The organism is Arthrobacter sp. EpRS71 (assembly GCF_001512285.1).
GTDB lineage: Bacteria > Actinomycetota > Actinomycetes > Actinomycetales > Micrococcaceae > Arthrobacter.
On the sequence record NZ_LNUV01000006.1, the window covers coordinates 564,100 to 583,538 of the forward strand.

Annotated in this window: 13 protein-coding genes; 12 read left to right on the forward strand and 1 reads right to left on the reverse strand. The window is 62.8% G+C overall.

From position 1 onward, the window contains the following. The first annotated feature begins 59 nt into the window (after positions 1-59). The 12 genes from AR689_RS12820 to AR689_RS12875 all read left to right on the forward strand — a co-directional run bounded on the left by AR689_RS12820 (position 60) and on the right by AR689_RS12875 (position 17,760). Positions 60-542, forward strand: a complete 483-nt coding sequence (locus tag AR689_RS12820; protein WP_062070696.1) for a MarR family winged helix-turn-helix transcriptional regulator — start codon at positions 60-62, stop codon at positions 540-542. 10 nt (positions 543-552) lie between these two features. Continuing rightward, positions 553-2,646, forward strand: a complete 2,094-nt coding sequence (locus AR689_RS12825) for an MDR family MFS transporter (protein WP_062070698.1) — start codon at positions 553-555, stop codon at positions 2,644-2,646. A 227-nt stretch (positions 2,647-2,873) separates the two neighbouring features. Further along, a complete protein-coding gene (locus AR689_RS12830; protein ID WP_062070700.1) occupies positions 2,874-4,607 on the forward strand; it encodes an ABC transporter ATP-binding protein in 1,734 nt (577 codons plus the stop codon). Beyond that, positions 4,604-6,682, forward strand: a complete 2,079-nt coding sequence (locus AR689_RS12835; RefSeq protein ID WP_062070702.1) for an ABC transporter ATP-binding protein — start codon at positions 4,604-4,606, stop codon at positions 6,680-6,682. The genes AR689_RS12830 and AR689_RS12835 overlap by 4 nt, the downstream gene beginning before the upstream one ends. A 74-nt stretch (positions 6,683-6,756) precedes the next feature. Further along, positions 6,757-7,173, forward strand: coding sequence for an acyl-CoA thioesterase (locus tag AR689_RS12840; protein WP_062073778.1), 417 nt, complete (start codon positions 6,757-6,759; stop codon positions 7,171-7,173). A gap of 25 nt (positions 7,174-7,198) precedes the next feature. Further along, positions 7,199-7,963, forward strand: a complete 765-nt coding sequence (locus tag AR689_RS12845) for a copper homeostasis protein CutC (RefSeq protein ID WP_062070704.1) — start codon at positions 7,199-7,201, stop codon at positions 7,961-7,963. Between the two features lie 144 nt (positions 7,964-8,107). Next, positions 8,108-11,170, forward strand: coding sequence for a glycoside hydrolase domain-containing protein (locus AR689_RS12850; RefSeq protein WP_062070706.1), 3,063 nt, complete (start codon positions 8,108-8,110; stop codon positions 11,168-11,170). Position 11,171: 1 nt separating this feature from the next. Beyond that, positions 11,172-13,109 (forward strand): DUF5107 domain-containing protein, encoded by a 1,938-nt coding sequence (locus AR689_RS12855; RefSeq protein ID WP_231745511.1) that lies wholly within the window; start codon positions 11,172-11,174, stop codon positions 13,107-13,109. A 115-nt stretch (positions 13,110-13,224) separates the two neighbouring features. Further along, the gene (locus AR689_RS12860) at positions 13,225-13,827 is read left to right on the forward strand and encodes a DUF1349 domain-containing protein (RefSeq protein WP_062070708.1); all 603 of its coding nucleotides are present in this window, start codon (positions 13,225-13,227) and stop codon (positions 13,825-13,827) included. 86 nt (positions 13,828-13,913) lie between these two features. After that, positions 13,914-16,148 carry an McrB family protein gene (locus AR689_RS12865; RefSeq protein WP_062070710.1) on the forward strand — a complete coding sequence of 745 codons (2,235 nt, stop codon included), beginning with the start codon at positions 13,914-13,916 and terminating at the stop codon, positions 16,146-16,148. 124 nt (positions 16,149-16,272) lie between these two features. Further along, positions 16,273-17,481 (forward strand): 5-methylcytosine restriction system specificity protein McrC, encoded by a 1,209-nt coding sequence (locus AR689_RS12870; protein WP_062073780.1) that lies wholly within the window; start codon positions 16,273-16,275, stop codon positions 17,479-17,481. 33 nt (positions 17,482-17,514) lie between these two features. After that, positions 17,515-17,760: a PLDc N-terminal domain-containing protein gene (locus AR689_RS12875; RefSeq protein ID WP_062070712.1), complete on the forward strand. Its 246-nt coding sequence runs from the start codon at positions 17,515-17,517 to the stop codon at positions 17,758-17,760. Between the two features lie 3 nt (positions 17,761-17,763). Here the strand turns inward: AR689_RS12875 and AR689_RS12880 are convergent, their stop codons facing one another. Further along, entirely contained in the window at positions 17,764-19,434 is a 1,671-nt protein-coding gene (locus AR689_RS12880; protein WP_062070714.1) for a sensor histidine kinase, read from the reverse strand. Positions 19,435-19,439 lie beyond the last annotated feature (5 nt).

Sequence of the window (19,439 nt, forward strand, 5' to 3'; positions counted from 1 at the left end):
CCAAAGCAATCACTTTGAGTTATAGTTGCTTTAGGCAAACAAAAAGAGGGGTGTCTTCCATGTCCGTTGGTTCTGCCACGGCAACCGATCTTGTGCATCAAATCTTCGATCTCCAGCGCACATTGCGCTGTGTGGTGACCGCCCACATGTCCCGCGTTCCCGACGTCGGAATGGCGGTGCAAGGGGTGATGCGCTTCATCGGCGAGGGAGAGAGCCGCGCAACGCATCTGGCCACGCGGCTCGGTGTCAGCGCTCCGGTCCTCAGCCGGCACATCAGTGAACTCGAGGAACTCGGCTTCGTGGTCAGGCGGCCGGACCCAGCGGACGGCAGGGCCCAACTCCTCGCACTGACGGAGAAAGGCTCCGCGAAACTGCGCGAATTTGAAGAACAACGCAGCGTGAGACTGCGCGATTACCTGGCGGATTGGAGCGAGGCAGACGCCCTCGAGGCCTCTCAGGTGATCAACAAACTCACGGAGTCCCTCAAGGACTCAATCCGGGCAACGGCGGCCGGCTCCATCACAACAAACCAGACAGCTTAGGAGCCCACGCATGGCTACACCAGTACAAAACTCCAAGGCGGTGGACGCCTCAGTCACCGCGCACAAGGCCGCCGCGCCCATGACGCACCGGCAAATCATGGAAGCCCTCACCGGCCTCCTCGCGGCGTTCTTTACGGCGATCCTCAGCAGCACCATCGTCGCCAACGCGCTGCCCACCATCATGTCCGAGCTCAAGGGCACGCAAACCGACTTCGCGTGGGTCATTACGGCCGCGCTGTTGGCGAACGCTGCCACCACGCCCATCTGGGGCAAGCTGGCGGACCTCTTCGACAAGAAACTTCTTGTCCAGCTGAGCATTATCATCTTCGTGGCCGGTTCCGTCATGGCCGGCCTGTCCGAAACCATTCCGCTGCTGCTGACCGCCCGCGTCATCCAGGGCGTGGCCATGGGTGGCCTCACCGCTTTGGCGCAAGCGATCATCGGCTCCATGATTCCGCCCCGTGATCGCGGCAAGTACTCGGGCTACATGGGTGCGGTCATGGCTGTCGGTACAGCCGGCGGCCCGCTGCTGGGCGGCTTCATCGTTGACAGCCCGCTGGGATGGCGTTGGACGTTCTTCGTCTGTGTTCCCTTGGCTGTTGTGGCACTGATCCTGCTCCAGATCACCCTCAAGATCGAACACATCAAGCGCCCCGCCAAGATCGACTGGCTCGGTTCCATCCTTCTGACGTCCGGCGTGAGCCTGCTCCTGATCTGGGTTTCCTTCGCCGGCAACCCTGACTACTACGACTGGTTCTCCTGGCAGTCCGCCCTGATGGTGGGCGGCGGCGTGGCACTGCTTGCGGTATTGGTCTACGTGGAAACCAAGGTGGCCCAGCCCATCATTCCGCTCAAGATCATCTCCGAGCGCACCACGGCCTTGGCTATCCTGGCCTCTGTTGCCGTTGGTATCGCCATGTTCGGCTCCTCAACCTTCCTGGGTCAGTACTTCCAGGTGGCACGCGGCGCCACTCCCACTGAGGCCGGCCTGCTGACGCTGCCCATGATCGCGGGCAACCTGATCGGCTCCGTGGCCTCCGGTATCCTCATCAGCCGTTTCGGTAAGTGGAAGAGGTTCCTGATTGCAGGCTCCGTCCTTCTCATTGGCGGCCTGGCGTTCGCAGGAACCATGGATCACACCACTGAATTGTGGATCGTGGCGATCTACACCGGCGTGTTCGGCCTCGGCCTGGGCATGCTGATGCAGAACCTCGTGCTGGCCGTGCAGAACACCGTCCAGTCCAAGGACATCGGAACTGCCAGTGCCTCTGTGGCGTTCTTCCGCTCGGTGGGTGGCGCGATTGGCGTCTCCGTGCTCGGTGCCATCATGTCCACGCATGTGAAGGACCTCGCCGTTGAAGGCATGGCCGCAGCCGGAATTCCCGTCCAGGGCGGCGCATCCGGGGCCAGCATGGACCTTGCCGATATGCCCGCTCCCGTCGCTGAGATCATGCGTGCCGCCTACGGCGACGCAACTGCCCAGATCTTCCTCATTTCCGCGATCATCAGCGTGGTGGCCCTCTTGTCAGTGCTGTTCATCAAGGAGCGTCCACTGCGCCGCACGGTTGATGCTGCTCCCGAGAAAGAGCTCATTGCCACGGCCTCCGGAGACGCTGGAATGTCACTGGATACCTCGTCCCTGGACACAGTAGAAGCGGACGACGACGGCGCACGCGGCCTGGCTGCCCACCCTCCCGTTTCGGTGGGCGGACGGCAGGTGCCGGCGGGGGATCGGGGCCTTCCGCGCACCGAACGCCCAGCCTCCAGCCCGGAGTCGGGATCCGATCTTGACCTCGAGTTTGCACGGATCCTTACCCAGGAACGGCCTCACGGTACCGCTGATGTGAAGGAAGTCCAGGAGCAGTTGTCGCGGACGCAGTACGTTCTGGCAGAACAGCAGTTACAACTGAGCCGGGCCAACGTGGAACTGCAGGCAAGGTTGCGGGAGCAACAGACAATTGCCGAGCAGCAGGCCCATACTGCTGAAGAGCTCGCTGCTCTCCGGAAGGAACTCAAGCGCGAACGCAGGCAGCAGGAACGCATGGCGTTACTGCTCCTCCAAGGCGTTGAAGCACGTTCGGATCACGGTAAACACGCGGGCTAAGTCCACGCACGGGAAAGCGCCGGTTGGGAAACCAGCCGGCGCTTTGCTGTGCTGTCTGCCTCAACGGGAGCGTTCACGGCGCATGAACTACTCCGCTGGGATGATCTTTTGCGTAAGTTGTTTCGCCGGGGCAACGGATTTCGTAGAGTAGGGAGGCTAATACTGTCAGCCCCGGCTGCGACACTTCTCTTATCTCATTCACGCACTCTTTCTAAGGACCCGTGGGCATGCTTGTCACCCTTATACGGCGCTACTCCAAGCCGTATTTGCCGCAGATTGTGGCCGTGCTGATTTTTCAGCTGGCGTCCACCATCGCCACGCTCTACCTCCCCAGCCTCAACGCCAGGATCATTGATGAGGGAGTTTCCCGTGGAGACACTGACTTCATCTGGCAGACCGGTGCGCTCATGCTCGCTGTTGCCCTTGGGCAGGTGCTCACTGCCATCATCGCCGTGTACTTCGGCTCCCGCGTCGCAATGGCCATCGGCCGGGACCTGCGCCGCAGCGTCTTCAGGCAGGTCAGCAGCTTTTCCGCCCAGGACGTCAACACGTTCGGCGCTCCCACTCTGATCACCCGCGGCACCAATGACGTCCAGCAGGTACAGATGCTGGTGCTCATGGGCCTGAACTTCATGGTTTCCACGCCCATCATGTGTGTTGGCGGCATCATCATGGCGCTCCGTGAGGACCTTAGCCTTTCCTGGCTGGTCTGGGTTTCCGTCCCTGTCCTGGTGGCCGTCGTGGGCTACCTGGTAGTCCGTCTCATGCCTCTGTTCCGATCCATGCAGACCAAGATTGACGCCATCAACGGCGTGCTGCGCGAGCAGATCATCGGTATCCGCGTGGTCCGTGCTTTCGTCCGTGAGCCTCACGAGGCCAGGCGATTCGGGGACGCCAATGAAGATCTCACCGCAGTATCGGTCAAGATCGGCAACCTGTTCGTCCTGATGTTCCCTGCCATCGGCATGATCCTGCACCTGTCCACCGCAGCCGTCCTGTGGTTCGGCGGCCAGCGGGTGGACTCCGGAGAGATGCAGGTTGGCGCGCTCACTGCCTTCCTTCAATACCTGCTGCAGATCCTGATGGCCGTCATGATGGGCACGTTCATGGCCATGATGATTCCCCGCGCGTCCGTCTGTGCAGACCGCATCGGCGAGGTCCTCGACGTCGAGCCTTCCATCCATAACCCCACCTCACCGGTGGTGCCGGCCGAGAAGAAGGGACGTGTGGAGTTCCGCGACGTCACGTTCAAGTACCCCGGTGCCGAGGCGCCGGTGCTGAGTAACATTTCCTTCACCGCCGAGCCCGGCAAGACCCTGGCCATCATTGGCTCCACGGGCGCCGGCAAGACCACCTTGGTCTCTTTGCTGCCGCGGCTTTACGACGTCGCCTCCGGTGACGTCCTGCTCGACGGCGTTCCGGTCACCAAGATGGACGCGTCGGAGATCACCAGCCGGGTATCTGCGGTTCCGCAGAAGCCGTACTTGTTCTCCGGGACCATCGAGCACAACCTGCGCTTCGGCAAGCCGGACGCAACGGACGAAGAACTCTGGGATGCGTTGGAGACGGCGCAGGCCAAGGGCTTCGTGGAAGAAAAGTCATCCGGCTTGAACCGGCGCATCGCCCAGGGTGGTACCAACGTCTCCGGCGGCCAGCGCCAACGGCTGTCCATTGCCAGGGCGTTGGTGACCAAACCGAACGTGTACTTGTTTGATGACTCTTTCTCCGCGTTGGACGTCGCTACCGATGCCAGGCTGCGCAAGGCTTTGAAGGCCAAGACCCGGGACGCCACGGTGATCATCGTGGCCCAGCGCGTCTCAACCATCGCTGACGCGGACGAGATCCTGGTGCTGGATAACGGCAGGATCGTTGACCGCGGAACGCACGACGAACTCTTGGAGACATCACCCACCTACCAGGAAATCGTTGAATCCCAGCTGAGCGTGGAGGAAGTGGCATGAGCGAGCAGAACCAGCAAAAGAAGCGTGGCTGGGCTGCCAAGGCTCAAGCCGCGAAGGATGCCAAGGCGACAGCCGAAGCTGAGGTAGCAACCGAAGCGCTCGACGACGAGGACTTCGTCGAAGAGGAATACGTCCCCTCCGAAGCTGATGGCGGCATGTTCGGTGACGTCCCGGCAAAGAAGGCCAAGGAGTTCTGGCCGTCCGCCAAGCGACTCATGGGCCTGCTGAAGCCCGAGGCCGTGGGCGTGTACATCGTGATCGGCCTCGTTATTGTCTCGGTGGTCCTCAACGTCATTGCTCCCAAGGTTCTGGGCAGCGCCATGGACGTGATCTTCGGTGGCGTTATGGGCAAGCAAATCCCGGAAGGGGTTTCCCAGGAACAGTTCGTGGAGCTCATGCGCCAGCAGGGCCAGGGCAACTTTGCGGACATGGTGTCCAAGATGGAACTCACCAACGGGATCGACTTTCCCAAGCTGACGTTCCTGATTTCCATCGTGCTCCTCATGTACTTTGTGGCCAACATCTTCCTGTGGGCACAGGGTTGGTTGCTCAACAGGATCGTCATGCGGGTCATCAAGCAGCTCCGCAATGACGTCCAGGCCAAGCTCAACCGGCTCCCGTTGAACTACTTTGATACCCGCCAACGTGGCGACATCCTGTCCCGCGTGACCAACGACGTCGACAACGTTCAGCAAGGCCTCCAGCAGGCGTTCTCCCAACTGGTCAGCTCAGTACTCACTGTCCTGGGCATCACGGTCATGATGTTCATCGTGTCCTGGGAGTTGGCGCTGATTGCCTTGATCGCGCTGCCGTTGTCCGGCATTGTGGCGGGCGTCATCGGTGCCCGCAGCCAGAAGCTCTTCGCAGCACAGTGGAAGAACACCGGCGCACTGAACGGCCAGATCGAGGAATCGTTCTCCGGTCACGACCTCGTGAAGGTCTTCGGGCGCGATGCCGACATGCTGAAGCGTTTCGACGAGAAGAACGAGGAACTCTACAAGGCCTCCTTCGGTGCGCAGTTCGTGTCCGGCGTGATCTTCCCGGCCATGAACTTCGTGTCCTACCTTTCGTACGTCGGCATTGCCGTGGTGGGTGGCCTTCGTGTTGCCTCGGGCTCAATGAGCTTGGGCGATGCCACCGCCTTCATCCAGTACTCGCGTGAATTCACCCAGCCGCTGGGTCAGATTGCCGGCATGGCCAACATGCTGCAGTCCGGCGTTGCTTCAGCAGAGCGCGTCTTCGAGTTCCTGGATGCTGATGAAGAAGTTGAAGAGACCGGTACCCGCCACCTGCCCTCCAAGACCGACGGCCACGTTGAGTTTGACCACGTCTCGTTCAGCTACGTGGAGGACAAGCCGCTCATCGAGGACCTGTCCTTTGCTGCGCAACCCGGTCATACCGTCGCGATTGTTGGCCCCACCGGTGCCGGCAAGACCACCTTGGTGAACCTCGTGATGCGTTTCTACGAGCTCAACTCCGGCCGGATCACCTTGGACGGCGTGGACATCAAGGACCTCAGCCGCGCTGAACTGCGGTCCAAGGTGGGCATGGTGTTGCAGGATGCCTGGCTCTTTGGCGGGACCATCTACGACAACATCAAGTACGGCAACCTGGACGCCACCGAGGATCAGATCATGGAGGCGGCCAAGGCCACCTACGTGGACCGCTTCGTGCGGGCGCTCCCGGACGGTTACCAAACCATCATCGACGAAGAAGGCAACAACGTCAGTGCCGGTGAAAAGCAGCTCATCACCATCGCCCGTGCGTTCGTGTCAGATCCTTCGCTGCTGATCCTGGACGAAGCCACGAGCTCCGTGGATACCCGTACCGAGCTGTTGCTGCAGAAGGCCATGGCTGCGCTCCGAACGGACCGGACGAGCTTTGTGATCGCCCATCGCCTGTCCACCATTCGCGACGCCGACACCATTCTGGTGATGGAGAACGGCAAGATCGTGGAACAGGGCAACCACAATCACCTGCTCACCCTGCAGGGTGCGTACTACCGGTTGTACATGTCCCAGTTCGCTGGTGAGGAAGAAACCGCAGTGGACGACTCGACGGCGGTGCACAGCTGAGCGCGGATTCACTGAGCACCGGAGTGAACACCCGGGATTCCTTGTCACCCCGGCGCATTGAGGTCCTCGTGCCCATGCGCTGGGGTGACATGGACGCCTACGGACACATCAACAACGTGCAAATTGTCCGCATGCTCGAGGAAGCCCGCATCGCAGCCTTCGGGCCACCGCGCGGTGCGGGCCTACCCGGCGTGGAACCACCGGCTGCCCTGTTCAACGACGTTGAGGAGGGCACTATGACCCTCGTTGTGGAGCATAAGGTCCGGTACGTCCGGACGCTTGAATATCGCAACATCCCGGCCGTCGTCGAAATTTGGGTCGGTGCCATCAAGGGTGCCAGCTTCGATCTCCACTACGTCATCAAGGACCCTGTCACCCGGGAGGACTGCGTCAAAGCCAGCACGCACCTGGCCTTCGTCGCCGAGGCCACGGGGCGGGTCCTGAGGCTCACGCCGGAGCAAAAAGAAAAGCTGGAGAAGTACCAGGCCTGACCCCGGCGGCCCGTAGAGTTTCAGCATGAAACTTGAAATTGCCGTGGTCAGCGCTGCGGGTGCAGGTACAGCCGCCGCCGAAGGAGCCCACCGGGTGGAACTCTGCAGCAGCCTTGAACTGGGAGGTATTACCCCCAGTCAAGGTCTCATGGAAGCCAGCATGGAGCATGTGGACGGGCGTTTGGAGATTCATCCGCTGATCCGCTCCAGGCCGGGTGATTTCCAGTACTCTGCATCGGACGTGGACACCATGGTGCATGAAATCCGGCATCTGCTGGCCCAGGGAGCACGCGGAGTTGTGGTGGGGGCACTCACTGCGTCAGGTGACGTGGATGTTCCGGCGCTACAGCGCCTGGTGGCCTCCGCCAAGGATGCCAACCCGGACGCCGAGCTCACTTTCCACAGAGCCATTGACCAGTCACGAGACCCCTTCGCAACCTTGGATGAATTGCTGGATCTGGGCTTCACCAGGGTCCTCACCTCGGGGCATCAGGCAACGGCGGGCGCTGGCATGGACACGTTGACCACCATGGTGGAACGTGCCGGGGAAGCCCTGCAGATCATGGCCGGTGGCGGACTGACCGTGGACGACTTTCCCGCGATGCACAAGGCAGGCCTGTCAGCCGTTCATCTCTCGGCCAAGAAGACGGTCTCCACCCTCAGCAGGGGCGCCATCTCCCTCGGTGCCCAGGACGGCAGCGATCCCACAGCGTACTCCGTCACCGATCGCGAAGTAGTTCGGGCGGCCAAGGCGATGGTGAACGCACTTAGTCTCGCAATGCCCCGTTAGCCCCTGCCGTCCAGCTTTTGGACGGGCAAATTCCAGTGATCGCGGATCGTAATGACCCTTTACGATTCCGCGGAACGCCGGGATGATGTAAGGATTCACCAACTCGGTGAAGAGCCCCGGAAGCTACCTTCAGGAGACCCAGCGATGCCGCTGCCCTCGCCAGTTTCACCGGCCGTCATTTCCCGTCCCGCACCCAGCGCAAACAGCACCCCAGCCAAGGGCCACCCGGAGGTGGAATGCGGCGTCGGAACCTGGGACAAACTGCTCTACGGAAATCACCGGTTCGTCATTGACGTCCAGACGGACGAAGCACGAGGCAGGCCGACGGGCACTGCCCACGCCCACAGGGTGGTGCTTCCCTGGCGCCGGCAGGACACAGAGCCGGCAACCGTGGATGTGATCGTCGTTTCCGGGAGCACCGGAACACGGGTCCGGAACGTGATCGTTGAAGAGGTCACGAGGGAGTCCGGATCCCTCGTCTTCGAGGCCATCGACGGCCCTGGCACCTACTTCGTCTACTACCTGCCCTACGCCATGCTGGGGAAACCCCACTATCCACAAGCGAAGTACCTCCCGCATCGTCCTGCCGCAGACCCGGCCTGGGCCGCCGTCGTCGGGGGTTCTGCCTGGGCACACGGAGCGCAGGCCGGGCTGCCCACCGCAAGAGTGCTCCGCTATGAGGCAGCAAGTGAACGCGACTCGTTCGCTCCAATGAACTTCACTGCCCGCGCAGAGGAGCTGGAACATTTCCGTTCGCTCTACGCCGGAGAGGCGTTCCTGGTATTCCCCGAGGACCGGCTGAACCCTGTCTCCATGCACTCGGAGCTGCCGGCGCACTGGGTGATCGACGGGCCCTCGAACAGCTTCCACGGGACTGCACTGGCCGGCGAGGACTATGTGGTCCAGCTGGGGCTTTACGCGCAGAAGGAGCTCGAGGACGTCTCCGTCCATGTGGTCTCCCCGGCCGGCGGGCACTGCGTCAACACTGATGGCGTGGATCGCTTGGGCAAGCCGTGGCACAGAGCATTGACCGTTCCCGCCGGCACGGTGCGGGCTTTGTTCGTGGTCCTCCCGATCCCAGAACAAGCTGCGGGATCCACGCACTCTGCGACCATCGCCATCCGTGCAGCGGGGGAGTCGCCGCGGAAGATCGGGGTCACCCTGGAGGTGGCGGCGGAAACGGATCCGGCAATCCTTGCCGGTGGTTTCGGCGATCCACGATTCCTTCGGCGCTTGGCATGGTTGGATTCGGAGGTTGCCCAGGACGCGGAGCTGGTCAAGCCCTACACCGCCGTCTCACTGGATGAATCGAACACCACGTTGGGCATCCTGGGCAGGTCGCTGCGGCTTGCGGAATCGGGGCTTCCGGCGCAGGTGACGTCCACCTTCACCGCCGCTGTGACCGCCACTGACGGTCCCGCCGTCGAGCTTCTGGACGTCCCGGTGCGGCTGGACATTGCCGGCATCGACTGGCATTACTCGTCGATTGTGTTCACAGTTCAAGGCCCGGCACGCGTCCAGTGGCGTTGTCACTGGACGGGCACCAAGGACGGGAAAGCGGCGCTGGCCCTGGACCTGGACGGCGTCCTCGACGCCGATGGAACAGTGAGCTACCAGCTGCGGCTCAGTCCGGAGCAAACTCTGGAAGTGCCCGACGTCGGCCTTCACCTTGGGTTCCGTAAGGCTGCGGTCCCGTTCGCCATGGGTTTGGGGGTTCCGGGTGGGCGGCGGCCGGAAACCGTCGACTGGACCTGGGACGTTGCCACCAAGAACCAGGATGCACTCTGGCTGGGTGGGGTGAACGCCGGGATGCAGCTGTCCTTGCGGGATGAGCGGTACGAGAGGCCACTGAATACCAACTTTTACCAGGAGAAGCCGCTGGTGGAACCGGGATCGTGGGCCAACCGGCAGGAGGCCAACGTCCGGGGCGGTGTTGCGCTGCGGACAACGGAGAATACGGTGACGCTGCATGCCTTCAGCGGTGCCCGTTCCCTCACCGCAGGCCAGCCGCTCGACTTTAATGTCCGTCTCCTGCTGACGCCTTTCAAAGCGATCGAACCCGGCAAGCACCTGTCCAAGCGCTACTTCCATGAGCCGGCCGACCCGGAAAGCATCGCCGCCGCGGGAGCCACCGTGGTCAACGTCCATCACGCAACAGCGCCAGCGCCATTCATCAACGACCCCCTGCTCACGGAAGGCTCGTTGAGGGAGTACGTGGCAGGGTGCCATCGAAGCGGACTCAAAGCCAAGATCTACAACACTGTCCGGGAGCTCACGTTCCACAGTCCGGAGCTGCTGCCGCTACTGCAACTGGGCCACGAAATTTTCAGTGACGGTCCCGGGGCGGGCCACATCTGGTTGCAGGAGCATGCCGGGAGCGGCTACGTGTCCGCATGGTTCGCGCCGAACGTCGAGGACATCGCAGTGGTGACCACAGGCGAGTCGCGGTGGGAGAACTTCTACGTCCGGAGCCTCCAGGAGCTGGCCACGGGTGAGGACGGGATTGACGGCATCTATCTGGATGACATCGCCTATGACCGTCACGCCATGGTGCGGGTCCGCAAGGTCCTTGAGCGGGCTTGCGCGGCGCGCGGAGTGGACGGCCCTGAGATCGACCTTCACTCGGCAAACCAGTTCACGGCCCACGACGGTTACGCGTCATCGGCCAATTTGTACATGGAACAGCTGCCCTATGTGGACAGGCTGTGGCTGGGGGAGTACTTCGACTACGACACCACCGATCCCGACTATTGGTTGGTGGAGTTGTCCGGCATCCCCTTCGGACTGATGGGCGAAATGCTGGAAGGCGGAGGCAACCCGTGGCGCGGCATGGTGTTCGGCATGACCGGCAGGGCACCCGCCGTGGACAACCGCCCGCTCTGGGAGTTCTGGGCGGAAACCGGCTTGGAGCGCGCACTGATGCAGGGGTTCTGGGACCCGCAGGCCCCAGTGCGGACCAGCCATCCGGAGGTCCTGGCAACCACGTGGCTCACAGAGCACGGGATGGTTGTAGCGCTGGCGTCATGGGCCGAGCACACTGAGGAAGTGACGTTGATCTTCGACGACGCTGCCGCCACCGGCGCCCCCAAGGACGCCTCAATAACAGCCCCCGCCATCCGCGGCTTCCAATCAGCTGCGAGCTACGCGCCGGGCGAGACAATAACCATCGAGCCGCAACGCGGCCTCCTTCTTGTGATCGGAAACTGACGTGGCAGACACAGCAACCTCCAACCTCACCGTCACCACCATCTCCTTGACCATGGCGGAGCTCGGCCCCCTCAACCCGCTGCCTGTAGTCGCGGCCGAGCTCGACCAGCCCTACACAGTGGGCGAAGGTGTCCCAGAGGAACTCCAGGCGTCGGCCCGGTACGGAGCGGTTCCCAACGTGTACCCGTATCTGATGCAGGACGGGTACAGCCGCGAGGCAGCACCCCGGGAATTTCCCGCCGTCGTGCTGGAAAACAGCAAACTCAGGGTGACGGTCATCCCGTCCTTGGGTGGGCGCATCTGGGAACTGTTCGACAAAGCAACCGGCAAACAACTCCTCCACACCCACGATGCCCCGCAACTGGCCAACGTTGCGCTGCGCAAGGCGTGGTTCGCGGGCGGGCTGGAGTGGAACATCGGAACCCGCGGGCACTCACCCACCAGCTGCGACCCCCTGCACACGGCGATCGTGCACACGCCGGACGGCAAGCACATCCTGCGTATGTGGGAGTTCGAGAGGCTCCGCGAGGTGGTGTTCCAGGTGGACGTGTGGCTGCCCGAGGACTCGCCCGTGGTGTTTGCCGCGGTGCGGATCCGCAACCCCAACGACCACGACGTCCCCATGTACTGGTGGAGCAACGCGGCCATCCCTGAGACCGGGCAGACCCGCGTGATCGCCCCGGCAGAGGAGGCCTTTGGCAGCGACTACACAACGGACATCACCCGTGTCCGGCCCACCAGCCACGAAGGCTATGACGGCACCTGGCCGGTCAACAGCCCGCACGCGGCCGACTTCTTCTTCGACATCGACCCCTCCGAACGGCGTTGGGTTGTGGCAGCGGACGACGACGGCGACGGGCTGGCGATGTTGTCCACGGGACTCCTGCGGGGAAAGAAACTCTTCGTGTGGGGCCAGGGCCAGGGCGGTAAACGCTGGCAGGAATGGCTGAGTCCCGGAGCCGGCCGGTACGCCGAAATCCAGGCCGGCCTCGCGCAGACACAGTTTGAACACCTGGTGATGCCCGCTGGCGCAGAATGGGCGTGGGTTGAGGCGTACGGCAACGGGCACCTGGACCCGGACGCCTCGCACGGGACTGACTGGGATGCTGCTGTAGCCCATGCCAGCGGGCGTTTGGAACAGCTGTTGCCGCACGAGGAACTCGAGTCCATGCTGCCTGGAGCCATCCGCGATGCTGATATCCCGCCGTCGCAAATTCTCCTCCAAGGCAGCGGCTGGGGCGTTCTTGAGCGTGCCTGGCGGCAGAAAAACGGGAAGGCCTGGGTGGAGGAGAGCGGAACCCCGTTTGGGGACGGGAGCGTCACCGCGGAACAGGAACCATGGCTCGCGCTGCTGCAGGGAAACGAGTTCGACGGCGCGTCCAGCTTCGTAGCGGGGGTGGACTGGGAGGACGTGTTGGCAGGACAGAAGAGCCCGGAGGCGCACTTCCATCTGGCCACGATGAAGCACGCCCGGCAGGACCTGGAGGGCGCGAAGTCCGGATATCAGCACGTGCTGGCCGCACAGGATGCCACGCCTGGCATCAAGGCCCTGGCCCATCGCGGCTTGGGCCTTGCCTTGCTAGCGGCCGGGCAGGACGCTGATGGGCTGGCGGAGCTCCGCAAGGCAGTGGAGGCTGACCCGGCCAACGCAGCCTTGCTCATGGAGGCCATCACGCTCAGCATCCGGCACGGGGACCCGGCCATGGCGCTGGAACTGAACGGCACGGCACCCAAGGCGGGGACCGGCGTCGGACGCTTGACGTTCCTCAGGGCGCTGGCGCTCGCAAGGACCGGGAACCCCGCTGCAGCGGCAGCGATCCTGCGCGAGGGCGTGGAAATCCCCGACCTCCGCGAGGGCGAGGACGCCATATCTGCGCTGTGGCAGGAAGTGTGCCCGGGAGAGCCGGTGCCAATGGAGTATCAGTTCGGGATGCATTAGGCCCTTCGGGGGACTGTTCGGAGGATGAGAAGCCCCGGTGTGGCCTCCCGCACATCCGGGGTAATCTCTGAAAGCGTGTTCTTGAAGCACCAAGCCGTAACGAATGGAGCACGGAATGACCCCCGAAATACCGGGCCTGCAACCTCTGGAATGGACCTCATCGCCCAGTCACGCGAGCTATGACGAAGCCGAGGGAACACTGACGCTTACGGCCGCACCCGGCGTGGATTGGACCAACGACTCCCTTGGAGGAGAGGCACAGCACGGCGCCACGGCGCTGGGCTTCAGGGCTCCAGCGGCGTTCTCGCTCTCGGCTCGGGTTCTGGTGGCCTCCCCCAGGACCACATTCGACGCCGGTGTGCTGACTTTGTGGGCGGACAGCGAGCACTGGGCCAAGCTCTGCTTTGAGTACTCTCCGCAAGGGGAAGCGATGGTGGTCAGCGTGGTGACCAACAACTATTCCGACGATTCCAACGGGCCTGTGGTGACTGCGCCGTGGGTCTACCTGCGCGTCAGCCGGGTGGGACCCGCCTGGGCGTTCCACTCGTCAACCGATGGGCAGGACTGGTCCTTTGTCCGCCTGTTCAGGCTGGATACGGAGAAGCCTGTCCACGTCGGGTTCATGTCGCAGGCACCCATGGGGGATAGTTGCGAGGCACGGTTCGACGCCATCGAATTCTCGGAGACATCACCGGAGAACCTGCGCGACGGCAGTTAGAGCGGGCCACATGCCAGCAGCTCGGGGCGATACTGAGGGCCTGTGGATATCCAGATGCTTGGATAAACCAAACAAGGTAGGTTGGCATGGTGATTTCCTCCGTAAAAACTGCCACTGACCGCGCCCCCGGAGTCTCCAAGGAGATCGAGGACGCGGCGTGGTATGTGCTGGGTCCGGCGCTTCACGGAAGACCCTCGGCGCTGGACGGCAGGACGTTGACGTGGACCGCAGATGCGGCGGGAGAGCTACTGGAAAGGCTCGAACGCGGGGTGGAGGACTCCAAAGCCCCCATGATGACCAACTTGCGGCAGAACCTCGAAGGCGCGTCCCGTGAGTCTAAGCTGCTGGCCGTGGAACTGCTGTTCCTGCAGTCATTGCCGCTCGCGCATGAGGTCAAGTCACTCAGGGTCAAGCGCGCCCGCGTCGCCGAAGCGGCGTCATGGGTTGAGCCGCCCATCGAGCTGCCGGAAGAGCTATACCAAGGCATGACGGACCACGGTGTCATCCGTGACCGCACCGCCGAGTTCAACTGGACCATTTGGGATCACCTGAAGTGGCTGTGCCGTTTCGTGGCCCACGTGGACAGCCAAAGCACAGCCACCATCAACCAGGCGCTCGCGGATCCGCTGAAGTTCCATGAACTCGCCGTCGCCACCCCCGAGGATCAGCCTGCCTTGCGCCGCAGCATCGAGTACTTGGTGTGGCCGAGCTACTTCGAGCCCGTGGTGGCAGATGTTGAACGCCAGGAGATCCGGGACGCCTTTGCTTCTCTCGTGGGCGGTGCCAAAGGTGATACGGACGAGGACATCACCGCGGACATCCACCGGATCCGCCTGCACCTGGACGAGCAAGCGGGACAACGCATCGACTGGTATGCCCGCCAACTGGTAAGCCAGTGGCGCAAGGTGGGAGATCCGGGCCGCCGGTCCTGGCTCCTGCGGACCCATCATGACAATGCGGACCTCCTCGCCGCCTGGGTGGCCGAAGAGAAGGCCACCTTGGACGTGGAACACCTGCGCTCCCTCACCGCAGGCGTCACGGCAGGCGTGGTTCAGCATGCAGTTGATGAAGATTACAAGCACCTTGGCTACGTGGAGCGCGAAGACACCAAAACGGCTGTTTTCGCCTTCCTGACAGTCATGAAGCCGGGCGATCTCACGCTGTACCAGCATGCCGGCCGTGTCAGGGTTGGTGTGGTCCTTGGCGAACCCGAACACCATGAAGACAACAGGCGGATCCGTCGCAAGGTCCGCTGGTTCGATGACAGCTACGCCATCCCGGAACTTCCCCGCCATGCCCAGCGGCAGCTGTCCACCCCTGGCATCCTCGTGGACGTCACCAGGGTCATTCAGGCATTGCAGGAACTGCTCCCTGTAGAAGCCGAAACCGATGGCGAGGACGAGGCTCCGCCCACCACCGTCGTCGAGGTTGTCCAGCAGGGTTTCCGGCCCCTGACGGAAGAGTTCGCGGCGTCCCTGCACATGGATCTTGAACCGCTCAAGGAAATCTCCGAACTGCTCGAGGAGAACCGTCAACTGGTTCTTTACGGTCCGCCGGGAACCGGCAAGACCTACCTGGCCAAGCATCTTGCCGCCGAGCTGGCCGGTGACCACACTGACGAGCGGGTGAAGCTGGTGCAGTTCCACCCGTCCTATGCCTACGAGGACTTCTTTGAGGGCTACCGGCCGGACAAGACTGATGACGGCCAGGTGTCCTTCAAACTCGTGGCTGGACCGCTGCGGCGGCTCGCGGAGGAAGCAGCCAAGCCGGAAAATGCGCACAAGCCGTACTTCCTGATCATCGATGAAATGAACCGCGCCAATCTGGCCAAGGTTTTCGGCGAGCTCTACTTCCTCCTGGAGTACCGGGATGACCGCATCTACCTCCAGTACAGCCCCAACGAACCCTTCAGCTTGCCGGACAACCTCTACATCATCGGCACCATGAACACTGCGGACCGCTCCATTGCCATGATGGACGCAGCCATCCGCCGTCGTTTCGCCTTCATCGAGCTGCACCCCAAAGAGGAGCCAATCCGCGGCACGCTGCGCCGCTTCCTCGAAGCCCGGGGGCTGGACACCCTCAACGCAGATCTCCTGGACGCGCTCAACGACGCCATTGACGACTGGGACCGGGACCTGATGATCGGGCCGTCCTACTTCATGAAGAACGCAGCCCAGAACCCCACTGGATTGCGCCGCATCTGGAAGTACGAGCTCATGCCGTTGCTGGAGGAGCACTACCACGGGCAGCTGAACCGGGCGCAGTTGGAGGAACGCTTCGGCCTGGAACAGTTGCTGGGACGACTTGCAGCCCGCTAAAGCCATCCCGCCCAGGCCGGGCAGGGCGCCCGCCAGCGCCCGCACGGCACCGGTGAACGCGGCACCGGCGAACAGGGGGCCGGTGAACACGGGACCGGCGAACACGGGACCGCGGCACCTTGTCATGGACGAACTCTCCCGCGGGGTGGTGGAGAAACTTGATCCACCCTCGGCCGCGTTCATTAACACCAGCGGCCTTGCCAAGGCCTCACCCATGGGGATGGGCCTCTACCGTATTGAACCCGTGGGCAAGGTGGGCTCAGTGCGGACCAGTACTGTGCAGCTCGAAGTCCGGCCCAAGGACCGCCTGGGTCTCAGCCGGCTCCTTTTCCTGCTCAGCTACGCCGGAGAGCAGGGTTTCCGTGATCACTCGGTGGAGGCCGTGGAGCACCCGGATCTGTGGAGCGCACTGGCCGAATCCCTCGCTCAGTTGGCAGATAAGGCACTGAGCCGTGGCGTCCTGCAGGGCTACCTCACTGTTGAGGAATCCCTGCGAACCGTCAAGGGGCGCATTCGGATCTCGGACCAGATTTCCCGACGCCCGGGGATGATGGTTCCGCTGGAAGTCTCCTACGACGAATTCACGGAGGACATCGCAGAGAACCGCATCCTCCGTGCGGCCCTGGAACGTATGGGCCAGGTACCCGGCGTCCGGCCGGATGTCCTGAGCCGCTTGCGGCAGCTCAAGGGAAAGCTCGACGCCGTCACCCGGCTCCAGTCCGGAGCGCCCCTGCCGCCGTGGCGGGCCAGCAGGATGAACCTCAGGTACCACCCCGTGCTGCGCCTGGCCGAGGTGATCCTCCGCAACGCTTCCGCCGAGGCCGGCGAGGGTAAGCAGCAAACGGCGTCCTTCGTGGTGGACATGGGCCGGGTGTTCGAGGAATTCGTGGGGACCGCGCTGCGCAGCGCCATGAGTGCCCACCCGGGAGAGATGCGCCTCCAATATGGCGCGCTCCTCAATGAGGCCGTCCGGGACTCGGACCGCCTCACCGTTCGTCCGGATGCCGTGCATTTTCTGGGCGGGCGTCCCGTGGTGGTCTACGACTCCAAATACCAGGCAGCCTCAGACGCCGGCGCGTCCCTGAGCGCGGACCACTACCAGTTGCTGGCGTACTGCACCGCCCTCCGGGTACCCACCGCTTGGCTCGTCTACGCGGGTCCGGGGGAAGTAAAGCTGCGCCGGATTCTCAACACGGACATCGACATTGTGGAGTACCCGCTGGATCTGTCCCTGCCGCCGTCGGAAATCCTGGCCGCAGTGGCTGACTTGGCCGAACAGTCCTGGGGCGAAGTAGTACGCCAGGCTGTGGCGGGTCGCCCGACGTCGGACTAGCCTGATACGTAAGTCGTCACTGGAGGAGGCACTATGGGCCGCAAGAAATCATGGCGCGATATGACCAAAGGCCAACGGATCATGCTGTTGGTCGGCGGCGCCATCAACCTGGCGTTGTTGGGCGCTGCGCAGCGAAGCATCGGCAAGACTCCTGACGATCACATCAGGGGCAAGAAGGCGATCTGGCGTGCTGTTTCCTTCATCAACTTCTTCGGGCCGGTGAGCTACTTCCTGTTCGGCCGCCGTCGGGACGCTGAACAGGGCGCCATTAAACGCTGACGTTCACGAGGGCATCTTCACCGTAAACGTGGTGCCCCGGCCTGGTTCGCTTTCCAACGTGATGGTTCCGCCATGCGCTTCAACAATGGCCTTGCTGATGGGCAGCCCCAGCCCGACGCCGGGGATGGCGCTTTTACGTACGCCGCCGGCGCGGAAGAACTTGGTGAAAGCTTCGGCCTGTTCCTCCTCGTTCATGCCCATACCGGTATCGGTGACACGGCAGAAAATGAAGTCCTCGTCCTCCCAGGCAGCCACTTCCACGTCCCCGCCGTCGGGGGAGTACTTGATCGCGTTGGACACCAGGTTGTCCAGCACCTGCGCAATCCGTGATGAGTCGAGCCGCGCTTCCAAGGAGTCGGGAAGATCCACGGAGAGCCGGATGCCGGCCTTGGCCGCGCGAGGCTCTGCAGAGTTCACACTGCTCCGAACCAGATCTGTTACGTCCACGGTATGCGGCTGGATGACAATCTGCCCTGACCGCACGGCCAGCAGGTCAGAGACGAGGGTCAACAGCCTCTCGGCGTTGCGCCTGACGATATCCAGTTGTTGTCGCGCCTTGGCGTCGAGAGCGTTCGGTTCATCCAGGATCAGCTCGACGTAGCCGAGGATGGACGTCAGCGGGGTACGGAATTCGTGGGAGACGTTGGCAACGAAGTCGTCTTTTGCAGCCAACGCGTTCACCAAGTCAGTAACATCACTGAAGACCACCACCGCGCCCGCAAACTTCCCGGCTTCGGCCACCATGGGGCGTGCGCTGGCGGTGAAGGCGCGTTGGTCACTTCCTGTGCCCAACCACACCAGTTGGTCGGTGAACCTTTCGCCCAGGACTGCACGACGCACCGGCCTGCGGTCCGCAACCAGTGGGGTGGTCCTGTCGACGTCGAAGATCAGCAACTGGGATTCGTTGGGGTCCGGGTTGTCCGGGGGAGTTGCCAGGGCATGGGTTTGGCGTTGGCGGCGGTTCATGAGGATGTCATGGCCATCGCCATCAACGGCCACCACGCCCAAGGGAAGGGCTTCCATGACGGCGTTGAGGAGCCGTTCCTGCTTGGTGCTGAGGCTCAGCGCTTCCTTGAGTGCCTCGTCCTTCTGCTCCAAGGCGCGCTGCTGGCGCACCATGCTCAACGTCAGGACGCTGACGGACACGCCGATCCCCAGCATGAGGATGGGGAAAAGGAGGGGCTTGGTGAAGTCTTGTTCGCTGAGTGTTCCCCTCACGAACAAGGGCACCCAGACGATCCCCAACGGTCCCAGGAAGGACATGGCAATGGCCAGCTTCGGGTATAGCCCCGAGGCGCACAGCCAGATAACCGGCAGCACCACCAGGACGCTGAGGCCCGTGATGGACTCCACCGCGCCTTCACGGGCGAAGCCGATGGAGACCATGTCCAGCACGGGGATGATGAGGAAGGAGACGAACGGGAGCCTGTGCCACGGCACAATGATGCACGCTGCCAGGAGGAACGCCTGGCTCAGCAGGAAAATGAGGAACAGCGGATTCTGAAGTGTGGCGGGAAAATAGAGCCAAACCAGGACGGCCGAAATACAGACACACACGGATAACGGCAATTGGCTGAGGACAACACGCATACGCAGGGTATGTTCGTGGAAAGAGCGCCTAAAAACCAACAATTGCTTCTTTTCACCTATGTCCCACGCTGAGGGCTGGGTCATGGCAC

What these genes read in the sequence shown, in the direction of transcription:
- AR689_RS12820 (WP_062070696.1), top strand. Translation starts at nt 60, where the DNA reads ATGTCCGTTGGTTCTGCCACGGCAACCGATCTTGTGCATCAAATCTTC.
- AR689_RS12825 (WP_062070698.1), top strand. Translation starts at nt 553, where the DNA reads ATGGCTACACCAGTACAAAACTCCAAGGCGGTGGACGCCTCAGTCACC.
- AR689_RS12830 (WP_062070700.1), top strand. Translation starts at nt 2,874, where the DNA reads ATGCTTGTCACCCTTATACGGCGCTACTCCAAGCCGTATTTGCCGCAG.
- AR689_RS12835 (WP_062070702.1), top strand. Translation starts at nt 4,604, where the DNA reads ATGAGCGAGCAGAACCAGCAAAAGAAGCGTGGCTGGGCTGCCAAGGCT.
- AR689_RS12840 (WP_062073778.1), top strand. Translation starts at nt 6,757, where the DNA reads ATGCGCTGGGGTGACATGGACGCCTACGGACACATCAACAACGTGCAA.
- AR689_RS12845 (WP_062070704.1), top strand. Translation starts at nt 7,199, where the DNA reads ATGAAACTTGAAATTGCCGTGGTCAGCGCTGCGGGTGCAGGTACAGCC.
- AR689_RS12850 (WP_062070706.1), top strand. Translation starts at nt 8,108, where the DNA reads ATGCCGCTGCCCTCGCCAGTTTCACCGGCCGTCATTTCCCGTCCCGCA.
- AR689_RS12860 (WP_062070708.1), top strand. Translation starts at nt 13,225, where the DNA reads ATGACCCCCGAAATACCGGGCCTGCAACCTCTGGAATGGACCTCATCG.
- AR689_RS12865 (WP_062070710.1), top strand. Translation starts at nt 13,914, where the DNA reads ATGGTGATTTCCTCCGTAAAAACTGCCACTGACCGCGCCCCCGGAGTC.
- AR689_RS12870 (WP_062073780.1), top strand. Translation starts at nt 16,273, where the DNA reads ATGGACGAACTCTCCCGCGGGGTGGTGGAGAAACTTGATCCACCCTCG.
- AR689_RS12875 (WP_062070712.1), top strand. Translation starts at nt 17,515, where the DNA reads ATGGGCCGCAAGAAATCATGGCGCGATATGACCAAAGGCCAACGGATC.
- AR689_RS12880 (WP_062070714.1), bottom strand. Translation starts at nt 19,434, where the DNA reads ATGACCCAGCCCTCAGCGTGGGACATAGGTGAAAAGAAGCAATTGTTG.